Origin of the sequence: Citrobacter sp. MNAZ 1397 (genome assembly GCF_023613995.1) — a bacterium.
GTDB classification, from domain to species: domain Bacteria; phylum Pseudomonadota; class Gammaproteobacteria; order Enterobacterales; family Enterobacteriaceae; genus Phytobacter; species Phytobacter ursingii.
On sequence record NZ_JAKIVH010000002.1, the window covers coordinates 364,509 to 381,422 of the forward strand.

Here is a 16,914-nt window from a genome sequence, read left to right on the forward strand (position 1 = left end):
TCGGATGGCGGCGTAAATGCGTTATTCGGCTGACAAATGACGCTTTGCCGTATTGAAACAGGAAGTCGCTATGCAGCAGCCCAGAAATTTTGATGATATCCAGTTCTCATCTATCCACCGTCGCATCATGCTGTGGGGCAGCGGCGGACCTTTCCTGGATGGGTATGTGCTGGTGATGATTGGTGTTGCGCTGGAACAGCTCACGCCTGCACTGAAGCTGGATGCCCAATGGCTGGGGCTGCTGGGGGCGGGGACGCTGGCGGGGCTGTTTGTCGGCACATCGTTGTTTGGCTACATCTCAGACAAAGTGGGACGACGAAAAATGTTCCTCATTGATATCATCGCCATTGGGGTGATATCGGTGGCGACGATGTTTGTTTCTTCCCCCATGGAGTTGCTGGTGATGCGCGTGTTGATTGGCGTGGTAATAGGCGCCGATTATCCTATCGCCACCTCGATGATCACCGAGTTTTCCAGTACCCGCCAGCGCGCGTTTTCAATCAGCTTTATCGCTGCGATGTGGTACGTCGGCGCGACCTGTGCCGACCTGGTCGGATATTGGTTGTACGATGTGGAAGGCGGATGGCGCTGGATGCTGGGGAGTGCGGCGATTCCTTGCATCATGATCCTGATTGGCCGTTTTGATCTCCCGGAATCTCCGCGCTGGCTTTTGCGTAAAGGGCGGGTGAAAGAGTGTGAGGAGATGATGATTAAACTGTTTGGCGAACCTGTGGCGTTTGATGACGAACCGCCGCAAGAAACTCGCTTCTTACAGCTGTTTAATCGCCGTCACTTCCCATTTGTTCTGTTTGTTGCCGCCATCTGGACGTGTCAGGTGATCCCAATGTTTGCCATCTATACTTTTGGTCCGCAGATTGTCGGCCTGCTGGGGCTGGGTGTCGGGAAAAGCGCGGCGCTGGGCAATGTGGTCATCAGCTTGTTCTTTATGCTGGGCTGCATTCCGCCGATGTACTGGCTGAACAGCATGGGAAGGCGACCATTACTGATCGGCAGCTTTATGGTGATGACACTCGCGCTGGCCGTGCTGGGATTGATTCCTGACATGGGGATTTGGCTGGTGGTAGCGGCATTTGCGGCTTATGCCTTTTTCTCCGGCGGGCCGGGAAACCTCCAGTGGCTTTACCCGAATGAGCTGTTCCCGACCGATATTCGCGCCTCTGCCGTTGGCGTCATTATGTCCCTGAGCCGAATTGGCACCATTCTTTCTACCTGGGCGCTGCCGATTTTTATCACTAAATATGGGATCAATTACGTCATGCTAATGGGGGCGGGAATTTCGCTTTTTGGCCTGCTCATTTCCATCGCTTTTGCACCGGAGACACGAGGATTGACGCTTACCCAGACGAGTAGCATGACGATTCGTCGCAAGTCTTTATACTGAGGTAAACCTTCAGAGTGTTCTGCATTTTCTTTTAAGGTCAGTCAGTTAATCTACAATAAACCTGTATTTAACTGAAAACGACTGAAAAGCAGGGGAGAACACCATGCGATCGAAACTGTTATTAACGTCACTGTTTGCTGCCGCCACACTCTTTACCGTTGCCGGTTGTTCGTCTAACCAGGCCGTTAAAACCACCGATGGCAAAACTATCGTGACTGATGGCAAACCGGAAATCGATAGTGACACCGGCCTGGTCTCTTACAAAAATGCGGAAACCGGTAAAACCGAGCAGATTAACCGCGATCAGGTGAAAAACATGAGTGAACTGGATAATTAATCCCGCTCTATGACAGAAAGCATCCCGCCATTTGCGCGGGATTTTTTTTGACTTACTCAGATCCGTAAGCCACCGCTCAGGCATTATGCCGACGCTCGCGCCTGCGCGGCTTTAACCGCGATTCTGGCAGGCACTGCGTTGGTGTCAGCCAATCCCGCACAGATTGTCGCTGTTAGCACGACGATTAACTGTCTACACTCAAACAAAAAAGTAGGCAGTGAAAACAGGCTAATCGATGATTCTGATAATTTATGCCCATCCCTATCCGCACTATTCCCATGCGAATAAGCGGATGATTGAGCATGCAGGGACTCTGGAGGGGGTGGAAATCCGCTCTCTTTATCATCTCTATCCCGACTTCAATATTGATATTGCCGCCGAGCAGGAGGCGCTGAGCCGCGCCGAGCTGGTTGTCTGGCAACATCCCATGCAATGGTACAGCGTACCGCCGCTGCTTAAACTCTGGATTGATAAAGTCCTGGCGCACGGCTGGGCCTATGGTCATGGCGCACGCGCGCTGCAGGGGAAAAGCCTGTTGTGGGCGGTCACCACCGGGGGTGGGGATCAACACTTTGATATCGGTTCACACCCTGGGTTTGATGTGCTGGGGCAGCCCTTACAGGCCACGGCGCTCTATTGCGGTATGAAATGGCTGCCGCCGTTTGCGACCCACTGTACCTTCATTTGCGACGACGAAACCCTGCAGGCGCAGGCTCGCCACTACAAACAAGTGTTGCTCGACTGGCAGGAGGCCCACCATGGATAGTCATACGCTGATTCAGGCGCTGATTTACCTGGGGGCGGCCGCGCTCATCGTGCCGATCGCGGTACGCCTGGGGCTGGGGTCCGTGCTGGGGTATCTGATCGCCGGCTGTATTATTGGCCCGTGGGGCTTACGGCTGGTGACTGACGCTGAATCTATTCTCCACTTCGCGGAAATCGGCGTGGTGTTGATGCTGTTTGTGATTGGCCTTGAGCTGGATCCCCAGAGACTGTGGAAGTTGCGCGTGTCGGTCTTTGGCGGCGGCGCGTTGCAGATGGCCTCCTGCGGCGTTTTGTTGGGGGCGTTTTGTATGGTACTGGGGCTCGACTGGCCGGTGGCGCTGCTTATCGGCCTGACGCTGGCGCTCTCCTCAACCGCGATTGCCATGCAGGCGATGAATGAGCGTAACCTGACCGTCTCGCAAATGGGGCGTAGTGCCTTTTCTGTGTTGCTTTTCCAGGATATCGCGGCCATTCCGCTGGTGGCGATGATCCCGCTTTTGGTCAGCAGTGGCGCATCCACAACGGTGGGGGCGTTTGCCCTGTCGGCGTTGAAAGTGGTTGGCGCGCTGGCGCTGGTGGTCGTGCTGGGGCGCTATGTCGCGCGTCCGGCACTGCGTTTTGTTGCCCGCTCCGGATTACGTGAAGTATTCAGCGCCGTGGCACTGTTTCTGGTGTTTGGTTTCGGTTTATTGCTGGAAGAGGCCGGGCTTTCCATGGCGATGGGGGCGTTCCTGGCGGGCGTGCTGCTGGCAAGCTCGGAATACCGTCATGCGCTGGAAAGCGATATCGAACCCTTTAAAGGCCTGCTGCTGGGGCTCTTTTTTATCGGCGTCGGCATGTCGATAGACTTTGGCACCCTGGTCACTCATCCGCTGCGTATCCTGCTTCTGCTGGTCGGTTTCCTGGTGATTAAAACCGTGGTCCTCTGGCTGATTGCCCGCCCGCTGAACGTCCCTGGTAAGCAACGTCGCTGGTTTGCGGCGCTGTTGGGGCAGGGGAGTGAATTCGCGTTTGTGGTTTTTGGTGCAGCACAAATGGCAGGCGTGCTCGACCCGGAATGGGTCAAAGCCTTGACGCTGGCGGTCGCTTTGTCCATGGCGGCAACGCCTGTGCTGTTAGTCCTGCTGACGCGTCTGGAAAGCGCAGCAACCGGACAAGCGCGGGAAGCCGATGAGATTGACGAAGATGAACCGCGGGTCATTGTGGCCGGATTCGGCCGCTTCGGCCAAATTGCCGGGCGTCTGCTACTCTCTAGTGGAGTCAAAATGGTCGTTCTCGATCACGACCCGGATCATATCGAAACGCTGCGCAAATTCGGCATGAAGGTCTTTTATGGCGATGCGACGCGCGTGGATCTGCTGGAGTCAGCCGGTGCCGGAAAAGCCGAAGTGCTGATCAATGCGATTGACGATCCGCAGGCTAACCTGCAACTGACTGAGCTGGCGAAAACCCATTTCCCGACGCTGCGTATTATTGCCCGTGCCCGTGATGTCGATCACTACATTCGCTTGCGTCAGGCGGGCGTTGAGAAGCCGGAGCGTGAAACGTTTGAAGCGGCGCTGAAAGCCGGGCGGTTGGCGCTCGAAGGGCTCGGACTGGGGCCTTATGAAGCGCGTGAGCGGGCCGATCTTTTCCGCCAGTTCAATACTCAGATGGTCGAGGAAATGGCCGGGGTGGATAACACCGCTCAGGCCAGAGCGGATGTCTTTAAGCGGACCAGCGCAATGTTGACGGAGATTATCAGCGAAGACCGGGCGCATCTGTCCGTGGTTCAGCGTCATGGCTGGCAGGGAACCAAAGAGGGCCGACATACGGGGGATATCGCTGATGAACCAGAGGCGAAACCACAGCCATAGCGCATGTTAAGACTGAGTGGCGGTGAACGGTTTGATTCGCGAGAAAGTGGAAAGCAAGGTGTGCGATCGTGCGGCGTGGGTTTGCTTACAGATTACGAAAATTTTCTGTCTCTTTACCCTGCCGCCAGTCGACGAAAGAATGCGCTTTCCGTATAGTGGCGACAATTTTTTGCATCCGGGAAATTATCAATGATCAGTCTGATTGCGGCGTTAGCGGTGGATCGCGTGATCGGCATGGAGAATGCCATGCCGTGGAACCTACCTGCCGATCTCGCCTGGTTTAAACGCAATACGCTAAACAAACCTGTGGTTATGGGACGCCTGACGTGGGAGTCGATTGGACGCCCGCTACCAGGCCGTAAAAATATTGTCATCAGCAGCAAGCCGGGGACTGACGATCGCGTGCAGTGGGTCAGCTCGGTCGACGCGGCGATTGCCGCGTGCGGCGACGCGGAAGAGATCATGGTGATCGGCGGTGGCCGTGTCTATGAGCAGTTCCTGCCGAAGGCACAAAAGCTCTACCTGACGCATATTGATGCCGAAGTCGAAGGAGATACCCATTTCCCGGATTACGATCCGGACGACTGGGAGTCGGTATTTAGCGAGTTTAACGATGCGGATGAGCAGAATTCTCACAGCTACTGCTTCGAGATTCTGGAACGTCGGTAATTGTCTGCCCCGGCGGCGCGATGCGTACCGGGGCGACATCATACCGGTTAAGAGGCGACCGCCTCGTCTTCACCTAAATCCATCTGACGATTTGACGGTTGTACAAACCAGGCTTTGTCTTCCCAGCGCAGACAGGTCAGTGTTCCACCCCAGCAGCATCCGGTATCCAGCGCGTAAATGCCCTCTGGCGTGCCTTTTCCTTCCAGCGACGCCCAGTGACCAAACACGATGCTGTACTCCTGCGAGACAGGGCCGGGAATGGTAAACCATGGCTTCAATGGTGCAGGCGCGTATTCCGGCACATCTTTGCAATACATATCCAGCTCCCCATTCGGGAAGCAGTAGCGCATCCGCGTAAATGCATTGCTGATAAAACGCAGCCGTGCCATTCCGCTCAGTTCCGTTGACCAGCTGTTCGGATAGTCGCCGTACATCCCGTCGAGGAAAAAGGGATAAGAGTCACTGGAGAGGATAGCTTCAACGTCGCGTGCGCACTGTTGAGCGGTCTCCAGATCCCACTGCGGCGTGATACCCGCATGGGCCATCACCAGCTTTTTCTCCTCATCAACCTGCAACAGCGGCTGGCGACGCAGCCAGTTGATAAGGTCGTCGGCATCGGGCGCTTCCAGCAGTAAATTAAGCCGGTCTTTGGGTTTATTACGGCTAATGCCGGCAAACACCGCCAGCAGGTGCAGATCGTGGTTGCCGAGGACGAGGCGAACGCTGTCGCCCAGTGATTTTACGTAGCGCAATACATCCAGCGAGCCGGGACCGCGCGCGACTAAATCACCCGTCAACCACAAGGTGTCCTGCCCAGGTACAAAATGCACCTGGTTTAACAATGCGAGCAGTTCATCATAGCAACCATGAACGTCGCCAATAAGGTATGTAGACATTGTTTCAGTGGATTAGTGTTTGAACGGCAAGTCGGAAGACCGGGATAGCGATGCGGAACGCCTTCCCTTGCGCATCGATCATTTCATAATGGCCTTCCATGGTACCGAACGGCGTTTCAATTACCGCACCGCTGGTATACTGATATTCTCCGCCGGGTTCAATGTGCGGCTGAACGCCGACAACACCTTCACCCTGAACCTCAGTCTCACGGCCATTCCCGTTGGTGATAAGCCAGTAGCGTTTAAGCAACTGGACCGGCGCTCGCCCCAGATTCCGGATAGTAATGGTGTAAGCGAAAACATAGCGTTCTTCATCGGGTGAAGATTGCGATTCAATATAGACACTTTGCACCTGAACAGAAACTCGGGGCGAATTGATCATGACTTAACTCTCCTTCGGCGGCGCATTATCAGTCAGATAGTTCGCCATCTTGCAATACTGCGCAACAGAGATGTTTTCAGCACGCATCGCCGGATCAATGCCCAACTCCGTCAATACCTCAACGGAGAAGAGATTCCCAAGGCTGTTGCGGATCGTTTTACGGCGCTGGTTAAAGGCTTCCGTGGTGATCCGGCTCAGCACCCGGACTTCTTTCACCGGATGCGGCAACGTGCTGTGCGGCACCAGACGCACAACAGCAGAATCCACCTTAGGCGGTGGGGTAAATGCTGATGGCGGCACTTCCAGTACCGGAATAATCTGGCAATAGTATTGCGCCATGACGCTTAAACGACCATACGCCTTACTGTTTGGCCCTGCAACCAGACGATTGACGACCTCTTTTTGCAACATAAAGTGCATGTCGGCAATGGCATCAGTATAGCTAAACAGATGGAACATTAGCGGCGTGGAGATGTTATAGGGCAGGTTGCCGAATACACGCAGCGGTTGCCCCATGGTCTGCGAGAGCTCGCCAAAATTCATGGTCATCGCATCTTGCTGAAAAATCGTCAGCTTTGGCCCGAGAAACGGGTGTGTTTGCAGACGAGCGGCCAGATCGCGGTCCAGTTCGATAACGGTGAGTTTATCCAGACGTTCGCCTACTGGCTCGGTCAGCGCGGCAAGGCCCGGGCCGATTTCAACCATCGCCTGGCCTTTTTGCGGATTGATAGCCGAAACAATACTGTCGATCACAAACTGATCGTTGAGGAAGTTTTGCCCGAAGCGTTTACGGGCTAAGTGGCCCTGATGGACTCGATTAGTCATTGAGTATTAACAATCATGGTGATGGCGAGATTAAGCGCCGTGATAAAACTGCCGACATCAGCTTTTCCCTGGCCCGCCAGTTCCAGCGCGGTGCCATGATCAACAGATGTACGAATAAAAGGTAAACCGAGCGTGATATTCACGCCACGGCCAAAGCCCTGGTATTTTAGCACGGGCAGGCCCTGATCGTGGTACATCGCCAGTACGGCGTCGGCATTATCAAGATATTTAGGCTGAAAAAGCGTATCGGCAGGCAATGGACCACTGAGGTTCATGCCTTTAGCGCGCATTTCATCAAGAACCGGAATGATCGTATCAATCTCTTCGGTTCCCATATGTCCGCCTTCCCCGGCGTGGGGGTTCAGGCCGCACACCAGAACATGTGGCTGGCGGATGCCAAATTTTTGCTGCAAATCGGTGTACAAAATGGTGATGACGTCGCGCAGCAAATCTGGCGTGATGGCGTCTGCAACCGCTTTGATGGGCAGATGAGTGGTGGCCAGCGCGACGCGCAGTTCTTCTGTTGCCAGCATCATCACAACTTTATTGACGCGTGAACGCTCCTCGAAGAACTCGGTATGTCCGGTAAACGGCGTACCGGCGTCGTTGATCACCCCTTTATGCACGGGGCCGGTGATCAGCGCCGCAAACTCGCCGCTCAGGCAGCCATCGCAGGCGCGCGCCAGCGTGTCGACCACGTATGGCCCATTCTGGACGTTCAGCTCGCCTGGCACTACTGGCGTTTTGAGTGCGACGGGTAATACGGTGAGGCTGCCGGCCTGTTGTGCAACAGCCGGTTGTCCTGCGCGGTACTCGCGCAGGATGAGGGGCAAGCCTGATAGCGCCGCACGTTCGGTGAGCAGCATAGGATCTGCACACACAACCAGCTCGACAGGCCAGTCACGCTGGGCGAGTTGTACGACCAAATCAGGACCAATCCCGGCGGGTTCGCCGGGAGTGATAACGACACGATGTGCGTTCATTAGTTGCTCAGGATTTTAACGTAAGCACTGGCGCGCTGTTCTTGCATCCAGGTTGCCGCTTCTTCGGAGAATTTACGGTTCATCAGCATGCGGTAAGCACGATCCTTTTGCGCAGCATCGGTTTTATCGACGTTACGGGTATCCAGCAGCTCAATCAGATGCCAGCCAAAGGAGGAGTGTACCGGACCGCTCATCTGACCACGGCTGAGCTTCATCAACGCATCACGGAATGCCGGATCGTAGATATCCGCTGCCGCCCAGCCCATATCACCGCCCTGATTGGCAGAACCTGGATCCTGGGAGAACTCTTTCGCTGCCGCAGCAAAAGTGGTTTTACCACTCTTGATGTCAGCCGCGATCTGTTCCAGTTTCACGCGTGCCTGGTCGTCACTCATGATCGGCGACGGTTTCAGCAGGATGTGACGTGCGTGAACTTCGGTCACGGAAATGCTCTGGCTCTGGCCACGCAGATCGTTCACTTTCAGAATATGGAAGCCAACGCCTGAACGGATGGGGCCAATGATATCGCCTTTTTTCGCCGTGCTAAGCGCCTGAGCGAAGATTGACGGCAGTTCCTGAATACGTCCCCAGCCCATCTGGCCGCCTTTCAGCGCCTGTTGATCGGCAGAGTAGGTAATGGCCAGTTTGCCGAAATCGCTGCCTTTACGCGCTTCGTCAACGATAGAACGTGCCTGGTTTTCTGCTTCATTCACCTGGTCGGAGGTTGGATTTTCAGGCAGCGGAACCAGAATGTGGCTCAGGTTCAGTTCGGTACTGGCGTCGTTTTGATTGCCCACTTGTTTAGCAAGCGCTTCAACTTCCTGCGGCAGCACGGTAATGCGGCGGCGAACTTCGTTGTTGCGAACTTCGGAAATGATCATCTCTTTGCGGATTTGGCTACGGTAAGTGTTGAAATTCACACCGTCGTAAGCCAGACGGCTGCGCATCTGATCCATAGAGATATTGTTTTGTTTGGCGATATTTGCGATGGCCTGATCAAGTTGATCGTCGGTCACCTTGATGTTCATTTTCGTCGCCATCTGCAGAATGATTTGATCCATGATCAGACGTTCAAGAATCTGATGACGCAGCGTAGCGTCATCAGGCAACTGCTGACCCGCCTGGCCCGCGTTAAGTTTCACGGATTGCATCAAACCATCAACGTCGCTTTCGAGCACCACGCCGTTGTTCACGACGGCAGCTACTTTATCGACAACCTGCGGTGCAGCGAAACTGGTATTCGCAACCATAGCGATACCGAGAAGCAGCGTTTTCCAGTTCTTCATACTTTTTCCATTTCAATTAACCGATAACTTTGCAAATCAACCACATCATAACGAGCTACGGTACGGCAGAATGTTCGAGCGCAGCATTTGATGCGTGCCCAGGCCGTAATTCGAGCTCAAACCGCGCAACTCAATGTTGAAACCGATGACGTTGTCATACTTGCTTTGGTTGTTTTCCCAGCCGTTGATTTTGCGTTCATACCCAACGCGAATCGCATAACAGCAGGAGTTATACTGCAGACCTAACATCTGGTCGGCAGGCTTGCTTATATTGGTATCGTAGTAGTAAGCCCCGACGACAGACCAGCGGTCGACGATCGGCCAGCTTGCTGCAGCACCAACTTGCGAAATGCCGTCTTTATACTGCGGCAGGGTCCATGTTGTATCATTTTGGTCTCTTGGAAGTGTCGCTTGAATGTATTCCGGGCTGGCATAGCGATAGCTGAGCTGTACCATACGGTCTTCATCGCGGCGATATTCAACTGACGCGGTGCTGTTAGCGATATTGTCCAGACGCGTGTCATACTGCACGCCGCCACGTAAGCCCCAGCGATCCGAAATGCGCCAGTAGGTATCTCCTGCCCACACCAGTGAACCCGTTTTGTTGTCTTTCTCCCAGTTTATGTTGTCATCGCCAGTGCGCGACTCCGTGAAATAGTAGATTTGACCAACAGAAACGTTAAAACGTTCAACGGCGGCATCATCATAAATACGCGATGTGACGCCGGTAGTAACCTGGTTTGCCGAAGCAATGCGATCCAGACCGCCGTAGGTACGGTCGCGGAACAGGCCGCTGTAGTCGGATTGCAGCAAGGATGAGTCGTAGTTTTTGATGCCGCTCTGGTTACGATACGGCACATAGAGATATTGTGCCCTTGGCTCCAGCGTCTGGGTATACCCTTCTGCCAGGGTCATATCACGCTCGAAAATCAGCTTCCCGTCGACTTTAAACTGCGGCAGCACACGGTTAACGGAATCTTTATAATCCTTTTTGTTAGCTGCGTTGTAAGCATCAAGATTGGTCTGCTGATAGTGCGTCGCCATCAGCTTCGCCTCCGTATTGAGGCTACTCCAGTTGTTCGATAGAGGTAGATTTAACGTTGGTTCAAGGTGAACACGCGTGGCTTCCGGGTAAGTTCCGTTGGTGTTAACGAAATGTACCGCCTGGCCATAGAGATGCGCATCGAACGGACCCAGGTCGTTTTTGTAGTAATTCACGTCTAACTGTGGCTCAGCGGCGTAGGAATTACTGTTCTGTCGGTTAAATACCTGGAACTGTTTGGTCGATACGGTGGCGTTAAAATTCTCCAGCCAATACCCCATGCTGAATTTCTGCGTGGCGTAACCGTCAGTACTGGTACCGTATTTCGACGAAAAGTCGGTAAAGTAGTACGGATCGCTGACTTTGGCGTAGTCGACGTTAAAACGCCAAACCTGATCCATCACGCCAAAGTGATTCCAGTAGAATAACCAGCGATGGCGATTCGACTCGGCAGGATAGTCGTCCTGATAGACGCTATCCGACGGCAAATAGTCGAATTCGACGAGGCCTGTTCCCGCTTGTGTCAGGTAGCGGAATTCGTTCTGCCACTGTGTACTGCCGCGTTTTTGAATGTAATGCGGTGTGATCGTCGCATCAAAGTTGGGGGCAATATTCCAGTAGTACGGTAAATAAAACTCAAAGCCGTTGCTTGTGCCGTACTTAGCATTCGGAATCAGGAAACCAGAACGGCGCTTGTCACCCACCGGCAATTGCAGGTACGGGCTGTAGAAAACCGGCACCGGGCCAAGCTTAAAGCGCGCATTCCAGATTTCGGCAACCTGTTCTTCACGATCGTGGATGACTTCACTCCCCACGACGCTCCAGGTATTAGAACCCGGTAAGCAGGAGGTGAAAGAACCGTTTTCGAGGATGGTGTAACGGTTTTCGCCACGCTGTTTCATCAGGTCTGCATCACCACGTCCCTGACGCCCCACCATCTGGTAGTCGCCTTGCCAGACATTGGTGTCTTTCGTATTTAAATTTGACCAGGCTTTCGGACCTTTCAGGATGACCTGATTGTCGTCGTAGTGCACATTACCCAGTGCATCCACTGTACGCACCGGGTCAGGCTGGCCTTCCACCTGTTTCTGATGAAGTTGAACTTCATCCGCACGCAGACGGCTATTACCCTGATTAATATCCACATTGCCTTTAAAATTGGCGTCGTCAGGGTAGTTACCTTTGGCGTCATCGGCATTGATGGTCACCGGCAGATTGTTAGTATCGCCTTTCACCAATGGGCGGTTATAGCTCGGAACGCCAAGCATACATTGCGAGGCGAGACTGGCTGTCATCCCTTGTTGACTATAAAGGGCTGTGCCGATCATTGTGGCCAGGAGGGTGGGAATACGTTTTTTCATACGTTGTATTTGTTGTTCCGTCATCTGTGGCTTTACGCTGGCAAACGGTCAGAGACTAACGTACTCATCTTCGCAGCGCTAGTTAATCCTGCCCGTTTTCGAGCCAGGTCAGAGAAGACTGTGCCTGTGCACGGCATAGAATGACGGGTATGATAAAGCAAATTTTAGCCGACGGCATGACGATTTGGGGAGTATATGCAGTATTGGGGAAAAGTGGTTGGTGTGGTTTTCGCTCTGATCATGGGCGGAGGCTTTTGGGGCGCGGTTCTCGGACTGTTAATCGGCCATATGTTTGATAAGGCTCGCAGCAGAAAAATGGCGTGGTTTGCCAATCAACGGGAACGTCAGACGCTCTTTTTTGCCACCACCTTCGAGGTGATGGGCCATTTAACTAAATCCAAAGGTCGCGTGACGCAGGCTGATATTCAGGTTGCCAGTCTGTTTATGGACCGGATGAACCTGCACGGCGACTCACGTGCGGCGGCGCAGCAGGCGTTTCGCGTAGGCAAAGCGGACAATTACCCCTTACGTGACAAAATGCGTCAATTTCGCAGTGTTTGCTTCGGACGCTTTGATTTAATCAGAATGTTCCTGGAAATCCAGATTCAGGCGGCATTTGCAGATGGTTCGCTGCACCCGAATGAGCGTGAAGTGTTGTACGTCATTGCCGAAGAACTGGGGATCTCTCGCGGCCAGTTCGATCAATTTTTGCGCATGATGCAGGGCGGGGCGCAGTTTGGCGGTGGCTATCAGCAGCAAGCGGGTGGCGGCTGGCAGCAGCAGGCGCAACGCGGTCCAACGCTGGAGGATGCCTGTAATGTGCTGGGCGTGAAACCAACGGATGATGCCACCACCATTAAGCGCGCCTATCGTAAGCTCATGGGCGAGCATCACCCGGATAAGCTGGTGGCGAAAGGTTTACCGCCGGAGATGATGGAGATGGCGAAGCAGAAAGCGCAGGAGATTCAGAAGGCTTACGAGCTGATTAAAGAGCAGAAAGGGTTTAAGTAAGTTGCGGGCTTGACGGTAGGCTCCGCAATAATCCCGGGAGTCGGCGTAAAACGCCTCGCCCGGGCTACCTGATTTGATTGCGCTCTGGTTGCTGTGCGAAGGCCGTGAATAATCTGCCTGCGCCGCTGATGCCCGCCGTCGATGGCTTGACGGTAGGCTCCGCAATAATCCCGGGAGTCGACGTAAAACGCCTCGCCCGGGCTACCTGATTTGATTGCGCTCCGGTTGCTGTGCGCAGGCCGTGAATAATCTGCCTGCGCCGCTGACGCCCGCCGTCGCTGGCTTGACGGTTGCCCGGATAAGGCGGAGCCGCAAGCCACGTTAATTTAAAAATCCACCGGCGCCCTGAACGTCATGCTGTTGCCATACGCCGGGTGGGTTATTGTCAACGTTTCCGCATGCAGTAACAGACGTGGCGCCAGAGCGAGAGCCTCTGGCGTCGCATAGAACCTGTCGCCCAGAATCGGATGCCCCAACGCCAGCATATGCACACGCAATTGATGCGACCGACCGGTAATCGGCTTGAGCCGCACGCGCGTAGTATTGTCGGCGGCGAGTTCCAGTACTTCATACTGCGTTTGCGCGGGTTTACCGGTCTCAAAGCACACTTTCTGCTTCGGCCGATTCGGCCAGTCGCAAATCAAAGGGAGATCCACCAGCCCCTCTTCTTCCGCCAGATGTCCCCAGACACGCGCCACATACTGCTTTTTCGGCTCGCGCTCGCGGAACTGGCGTTTGAGCTCGCGCTCCGCCGCTTTGGTCAGAGCCACCACAATCACGCCGCTGGTCGCCATATCCAGGCGATGCACGGATTCCGCCTGCGGGAAATCGCGCTGAATACGCGTCATCACGCTATCTTTATGCTCTTCAAGACGCCCCGGCACGGACAACAGGCCGCTCGGCTTGTTGACCACCATAATGTGCTCATCCTGATAGAGGATGGTTAGCCAGGGATCCTGAGGCGGATTGTAGGACTCCATTACCATAGCCTGCTCCGTTACTGATGCGTCACAACAATAAGACGCAGCGCGTCAAGACGCCAGCCTGCCTGAGAAAGGCTTTCCAGCACCTGCAGGCGGTTGCTCTCAATAGCGCTCAGCTCGTCATCACGAATATTCGGGTTAACGGCTTTGAGGGCTTCGAGGCGCGACAGCTCTGCTGACAGTTTTTCATCCGCTTCGCTCTTCGCGGCGTCGATCAGTGCCTGCGCGGCTTTCTCGACCTGCGCTTCGCCTTTTTGCAGAATGGTGTGGACATCCTGCTGTACGGCGTTCACCAGCTTGCTGCCGGTGTGGCGGTTAACCGCACTGAGCTGACGGTTGAAGCTCTCGAACTCAACCTGAGCGGCAAGGTTTGTGCCGTTTTTATCCACCAGCAGACGAATCGGCGTCGGCGGCAGGAAGCGGTTAAGCTGCAGTTGTTTCGGCGCCTGGGCCTCAACGACGTAAATCAGCTCCAGCAGTAGCGTACCGACAGGCAACGCCTTGTTTTTCAACAATGAAATGGTGCTGCTACCGGTATCGCCAGAGAGGATAAGATCCAGGCCGTTGCGAATCAGTGGATGTTCCCAGGTAATAAACTGGGCATCTTCACGGGACAGCGCCACCTCACGCTCAAAGGTGATGGTACAACCATCTTCCGGCAGGCCCGGAAAATCCGGTACCAACATATGATCGGAGGGCGTCAGCACAATCATGTTATCGCCGCGATCGTCCTGGTTGATACCGATGATATCGAACAGGTTCATGGCGAAATTGATAAGCCCGGTGTCATCGTCCTGCTCTTCAATGCTTTCGGCAAGCCGCTGGGCTTTTTCACCGCCGTTGGAGTGGATTTCCAGCAGACGGTCTCGCCCTTGCTCAAGCTGTGCTTTCAGCGCGTCGTGCTGTTCGCGGCAGGCTTTGATCAGATCATCAAAGCCCTCGGTATTTTCCGGCGCGGCAAGGTAATTAATCAGTTCAGTGTGGACCTCGTCGTAAATCGTCCGCCCGGTTGGGCAGGTGTGCTCGAAGGCGTCCAGGCCTTCGTGATACCAGCGTACCAATACGGATTGCGCGGTTTTTTCCAGATAAGGCACATGGATCTGAATATCGTGCGCCTGGCCGATGCGGTCCAGGCGGCCGATACGTTGTTCGAGCAGATCCGGGTTGAACGGCAGATCAAACATCACCAGATGGCTGGCAAACTGGAAGTTACGTCCTTCAGAGCCGATTTCAGAACACAGCAGTACCTGTGCGCCGCTGTCTTCTTCGCTGAACCAGGCCGCCGCGCGGTCACGTTCAACGATCGACATGCCTTCATGGAATACCGCGGCACGGATACCTTCACGCTCGCGCAGGACCTGTTCCAGTTGCAGCGCGGTGGCCGCTTTGGCGCAGATCACCAGAACCTTTTGTGAACGATGGCTGGTGAGATAGCCCATCAGCCATTCGACGCGTGGGTCGAAATTCCACCAGGTTCCGCTATCGCCTTCGAATTCCTGATAAATCTGTTCCGGGTAGAGCATATCGCGGGCGCGGTCTTCTGCACTTTTACGCGCCCCCATGATCCCGGAGACCTTAATGGCCGTTTGATACTGTGTGGGCAGCGGCAGCTTAATGGTATGCAGTTCGCGTTTCGGGAAGCCTTTCACGCCGTTACGGGTGTTACGGAACAGCACGCGGCTGGTGCCGTGGCGGTCCATCAACATCGAAATCAATTCCTGACGCGCTGTCTCAGCGCCGTCGTGGTCACTATTGGCTGCCTGCAGTAAAGGCTCGATATCTTGCTCGCCAATCAGATCGCTCAGCGTATTGAGCTCGGTATCGCTCAGGTGCTTGCCTGCCAGTAACAGGGCGACCGCATCGGCGACCGGACGATAGTTCTGTTGCTCATCAACAAACTGGGCAAAATCATGGAAACGATTAGGATCCAGCAGGCGCAGGCGCGCAAAGTGGCTCTCAAGGCCCAGCTGCTCAGGCGTTGCGGTAAGCAACAAAATGCCCGGTACGCGCTCGGCAAGCTGTTCAATAGCCAGATATTCGCGGCTTGGCGCCTCTTCGCTCCATACCAGGTGATGGGCTTCATCCACCACCATTAAATCCCACTCGGCGTCGCACAGGTGCTCCAGGCGCTGCTTATTACGGCGCACGAAGTCCAGTGAGCAAATCACCAGCTGTTCTGTTTCGAATGGGTTGTCGGCATCGTGTTGCGCTTCGGCGTACCGTTCGTCGTCGAACAGCGCAAAACGCAGATTGAAGCGACGCAGCATTTCAACCAGCCACTGATGCTGCAGGGTTTCCGGCAGGATGATCAATACACGTTCCGCTGCGCCAGACAGTAACTGCTGGTGCAGTATCATCCCGGCTTCGATAGTCTTTCCTAAACCTACTTCGTCCGCCAGCAGGACGCGCGGCGCATGGCGACGGCCAACATCATGGGCGATATGCAACTGATGAGGGATAAGGCTGGTGCGCTGGCCGCGTAACCCGCTCCACGGCATACGGTACTGTTCGCTTTGATATTTGCGCGCGCGAAAACGCAGCGCGAAACGATCCATACGGTCGATTTGCCCGGCGAACAGGCGATCTTGCGGTTTACTGAAAACCAGTTTGCTGTCGAGAAAGACCTCACGCAGCATGACGTTGGTTTCCTGCGTATCCAGGCGCGTACCGATATAGGCGAGCAGACCGTTATCTTCTTTTACGTCTTCAACAGTCAGTTGCCAGCCTTCGTGGCTGGTTACCGTATCGCCAGGATTAAACATGACGCGTGTAACGGGGGAATCGCTGCGTGCATACAGACGATTTTCTCCCGTCGCGGGAAAAAGCAGAGTGACGGTTCGCGCATCCATCGCTACGACTGTACCCAGTCCGAGTTCGCTTTCCGTGTCGCTTATCCAGCGTTGACCAAGTGTAAAGGGCATAAATTGAACTCTATATCTCAAATTGCAGGCAATAGTTCGTCACCGCCTGAGAATCAGGTGGACGTTTCAGTTTGGGGCCAGGAATAGAAAGGGCGCTATGGTACTGGATGGCAATGCTTTCGTCACTCTCGTTATGCCCGTTGTTTTGCAAGTCACCGCGTTGTTGGATCGTTGAACATCTTGTTCGTTATATGC

General features: G+C 54.4%; 14 protein-coding genes. 6 read left to right on the forward strand and 8 right to left on the reverse strand.

Annotated features, from left to right (window positions below; all coding sequences use genetic code 11):
* The first annotated feature begins 70 nt into the window (after window positions 1–70).
* The 5 genes from L2097_RS16460 (at window position 71) to folA (ending at window position 5,029) form a co-directional block, all read left to right on the forward strand.
* Complete coding sequence (locus L2097_RS16460) at window positions 71–1,402, forward strand: MFS transporter (protein WP_047371868.1); 1,332 nt, start codon at window positions 71–73, stop codon at window positions 1,400–1,402.
* A gap of 103 nt (window positions 1,403–1,505) precedes the next feature.
* Entirely contained in the window at window positions 1,506–1,739 is a 234-nt protein-coding gene (locus tag L2097_RS16465) for a YgdI/YgdR family lipoprotein (RefSeq protein WP_047371867.1), read from the forward strand.
* Between the two features lie 235 nt (window positions 1,740–1,974).
* Complete coding sequence (gene kefF, locus L2097_RS16470) at window positions 1,975–2,505, forward strand: glutathione-regulated potassium-efflux system oxidoreductase KefF (protein ID WP_047371866.1); 531 nt, start codon at window positions 1,975–1,977, stop codon at window positions 2,503–2,505.
* Window positions 2,498–4,360, forward strand: a complete 1,863-nt coding sequence (kefC, locus tag L2097_RS16475) for a glutathione-regulated potassium-efflux system protein KefC (protein ID WP_250353319.1) — start codon at window positions 2,498–2,500, stop codon at window positions 4,358–4,360. The genes kefF and kefC overlap by 8 nt, the downstream gene beginning before the upstream one ends.
* A 189-nt stretch (window positions 4,361–4,549) precedes the next feature.
* Window positions 4,550–5,029: a type 3 dihydrofolate reductase gene (folA, locus tag L2097_RS16480; RefSeq protein WP_047371864.1), complete on the forward strand. Its 480-nt coding sequence runs from the start codon at window positions 4,550–4,552 to the stop codon at window positions 5,027–5,029.
* 47 nt (window positions 5,030–5,076) lie between these two features.
* Here the strand turns inward: folA and apaH are convergent, their stop codons facing one another.
* The 6 genes from apaH to lptD are packed head-to-tail and all read right to left on the reverse strand — an operon-like array spanning window position 5,077 to window position 11,804.
* Window positions 5,077–5,925, reverse strand: coding sequence for a bis(5'-nucleosyl)-tetraphosphatase (symmetrical) ApaH (gene apaH, locus L2097_RS16485; RefSeq protein WP_047371863.1), 849 nt, complete (start codon window positions 5,923–5,925; stop codon window positions 5,077–5,079).
* A gap of 4 nt (window positions 5,926–5,929) precedes the next feature.
* On the reverse strand, window positions 5,930–6,307 hold the full coding sequence (apaG, locus tag L2097_RS16490) for a Co2+/Mg2+ efflux facilitator ApaG/CorD (protein WP_039078326.1): 378 nt from the start codon (window positions 6,305–6,307) through the stop codon (window positions 5,930–5,932).
* Window positions 6,308–6,310: 3 nt separating this feature from the next.
* Window positions 6,311–7,132: a 16S rRNA (adenine(1518)-N(6)/adenine(1519)-N(6))-dimethyltransferase RsmA gene (gene rsmA, locus L2097_RS16495; RefSeq protein ID WP_047371862.1), complete on the reverse strand. Its 822-nt coding sequence runs from the start codon at window positions 7,130–7,132 to the stop codon at window positions 6,311–6,313.
* On the reverse strand, window positions 7,129–8,115 hold the full coding sequence (gene pdxA, locus L2097_RS16500; RefSeq protein WP_047371861.1) for a 4-hydroxythreonine-4-phosphate dehydrogenase PdxA: 987 nt from the start codon (window positions 8,113–8,115) through the stop codon (window positions 7,129–7,131). The genes rsmA and pdxA overlap by 4 nt, the downstream gene beginning before the upstream one ends.
* Window positions 8,115–9,401, reverse strand: coding sequence for a peptidylprolyl isomerase SurA (gene surA, locus L2097_RS16505; protein WP_047371860.1), 1,287 nt, complete (start codon window positions 9,399–9,401; stop codon window positions 8,115–8,117). The genes pdxA and surA overlap by 1 nt, the downstream gene beginning before the upstream one ends.
* A 45-nt stretch (window positions 9,402–9,446) precedes the next feature.
* Entirely contained in the window at window positions 9,447–11,804 is a 2,358-nt protein-coding gene (lptD, locus tag L2097_RS16510; RefSeq protein ID WP_250353320.1) for an LPS assembly protein LptD, read from the reverse strand.
* A gap of 195 nt (window positions 11,805–11,999) precedes the next feature.
* Here lptD and djlA point away from each other — a divergent pair, with 195 nt between their 5' ends.
* Window positions 12,000–12,815, forward strand: a complete 816-nt coding sequence (gene djlA, locus L2097_RS16515; RefSeq protein WP_047371858.1) for a co-chaperone DjlA — start codon at window positions 12,000–12,002, stop codon at window positions 12,813–12,815.
* Window positions 12,816–13,141: 326 nt separating this feature from the next.
* On the opposite strand, the gene rluA is transcribed toward djlA, so the two are convergent.
* Window positions 13,142–13,801, reverse strand: a complete 660-nt coding sequence (rluA, locus tag L2097_RS16520) for a bifunctional tRNA pseudouridine(32) synthase/23S rRNA pseudouridine(746) synthase RluA (RefSeq protein WP_047371857.1) — start codon at window positions 13,799–13,801, stop codon at window positions 13,142–13,144.
* A gap of 11 nt (window positions 13,802–13,812) precedes the next feature.
* Window positions 13,813–16,719, reverse strand: coding sequence for an RNA polymerase-associated protein RapA (rapA, locus tag L2097_RS16525; protein WP_047371856.1), 2,907 nt, complete (start codon window positions 16,717–16,719; stop codon window positions 13,813–13,815).
* Between the last annotated feature and the right edge of the window lie 195 nt (window positions 16,720–16,914).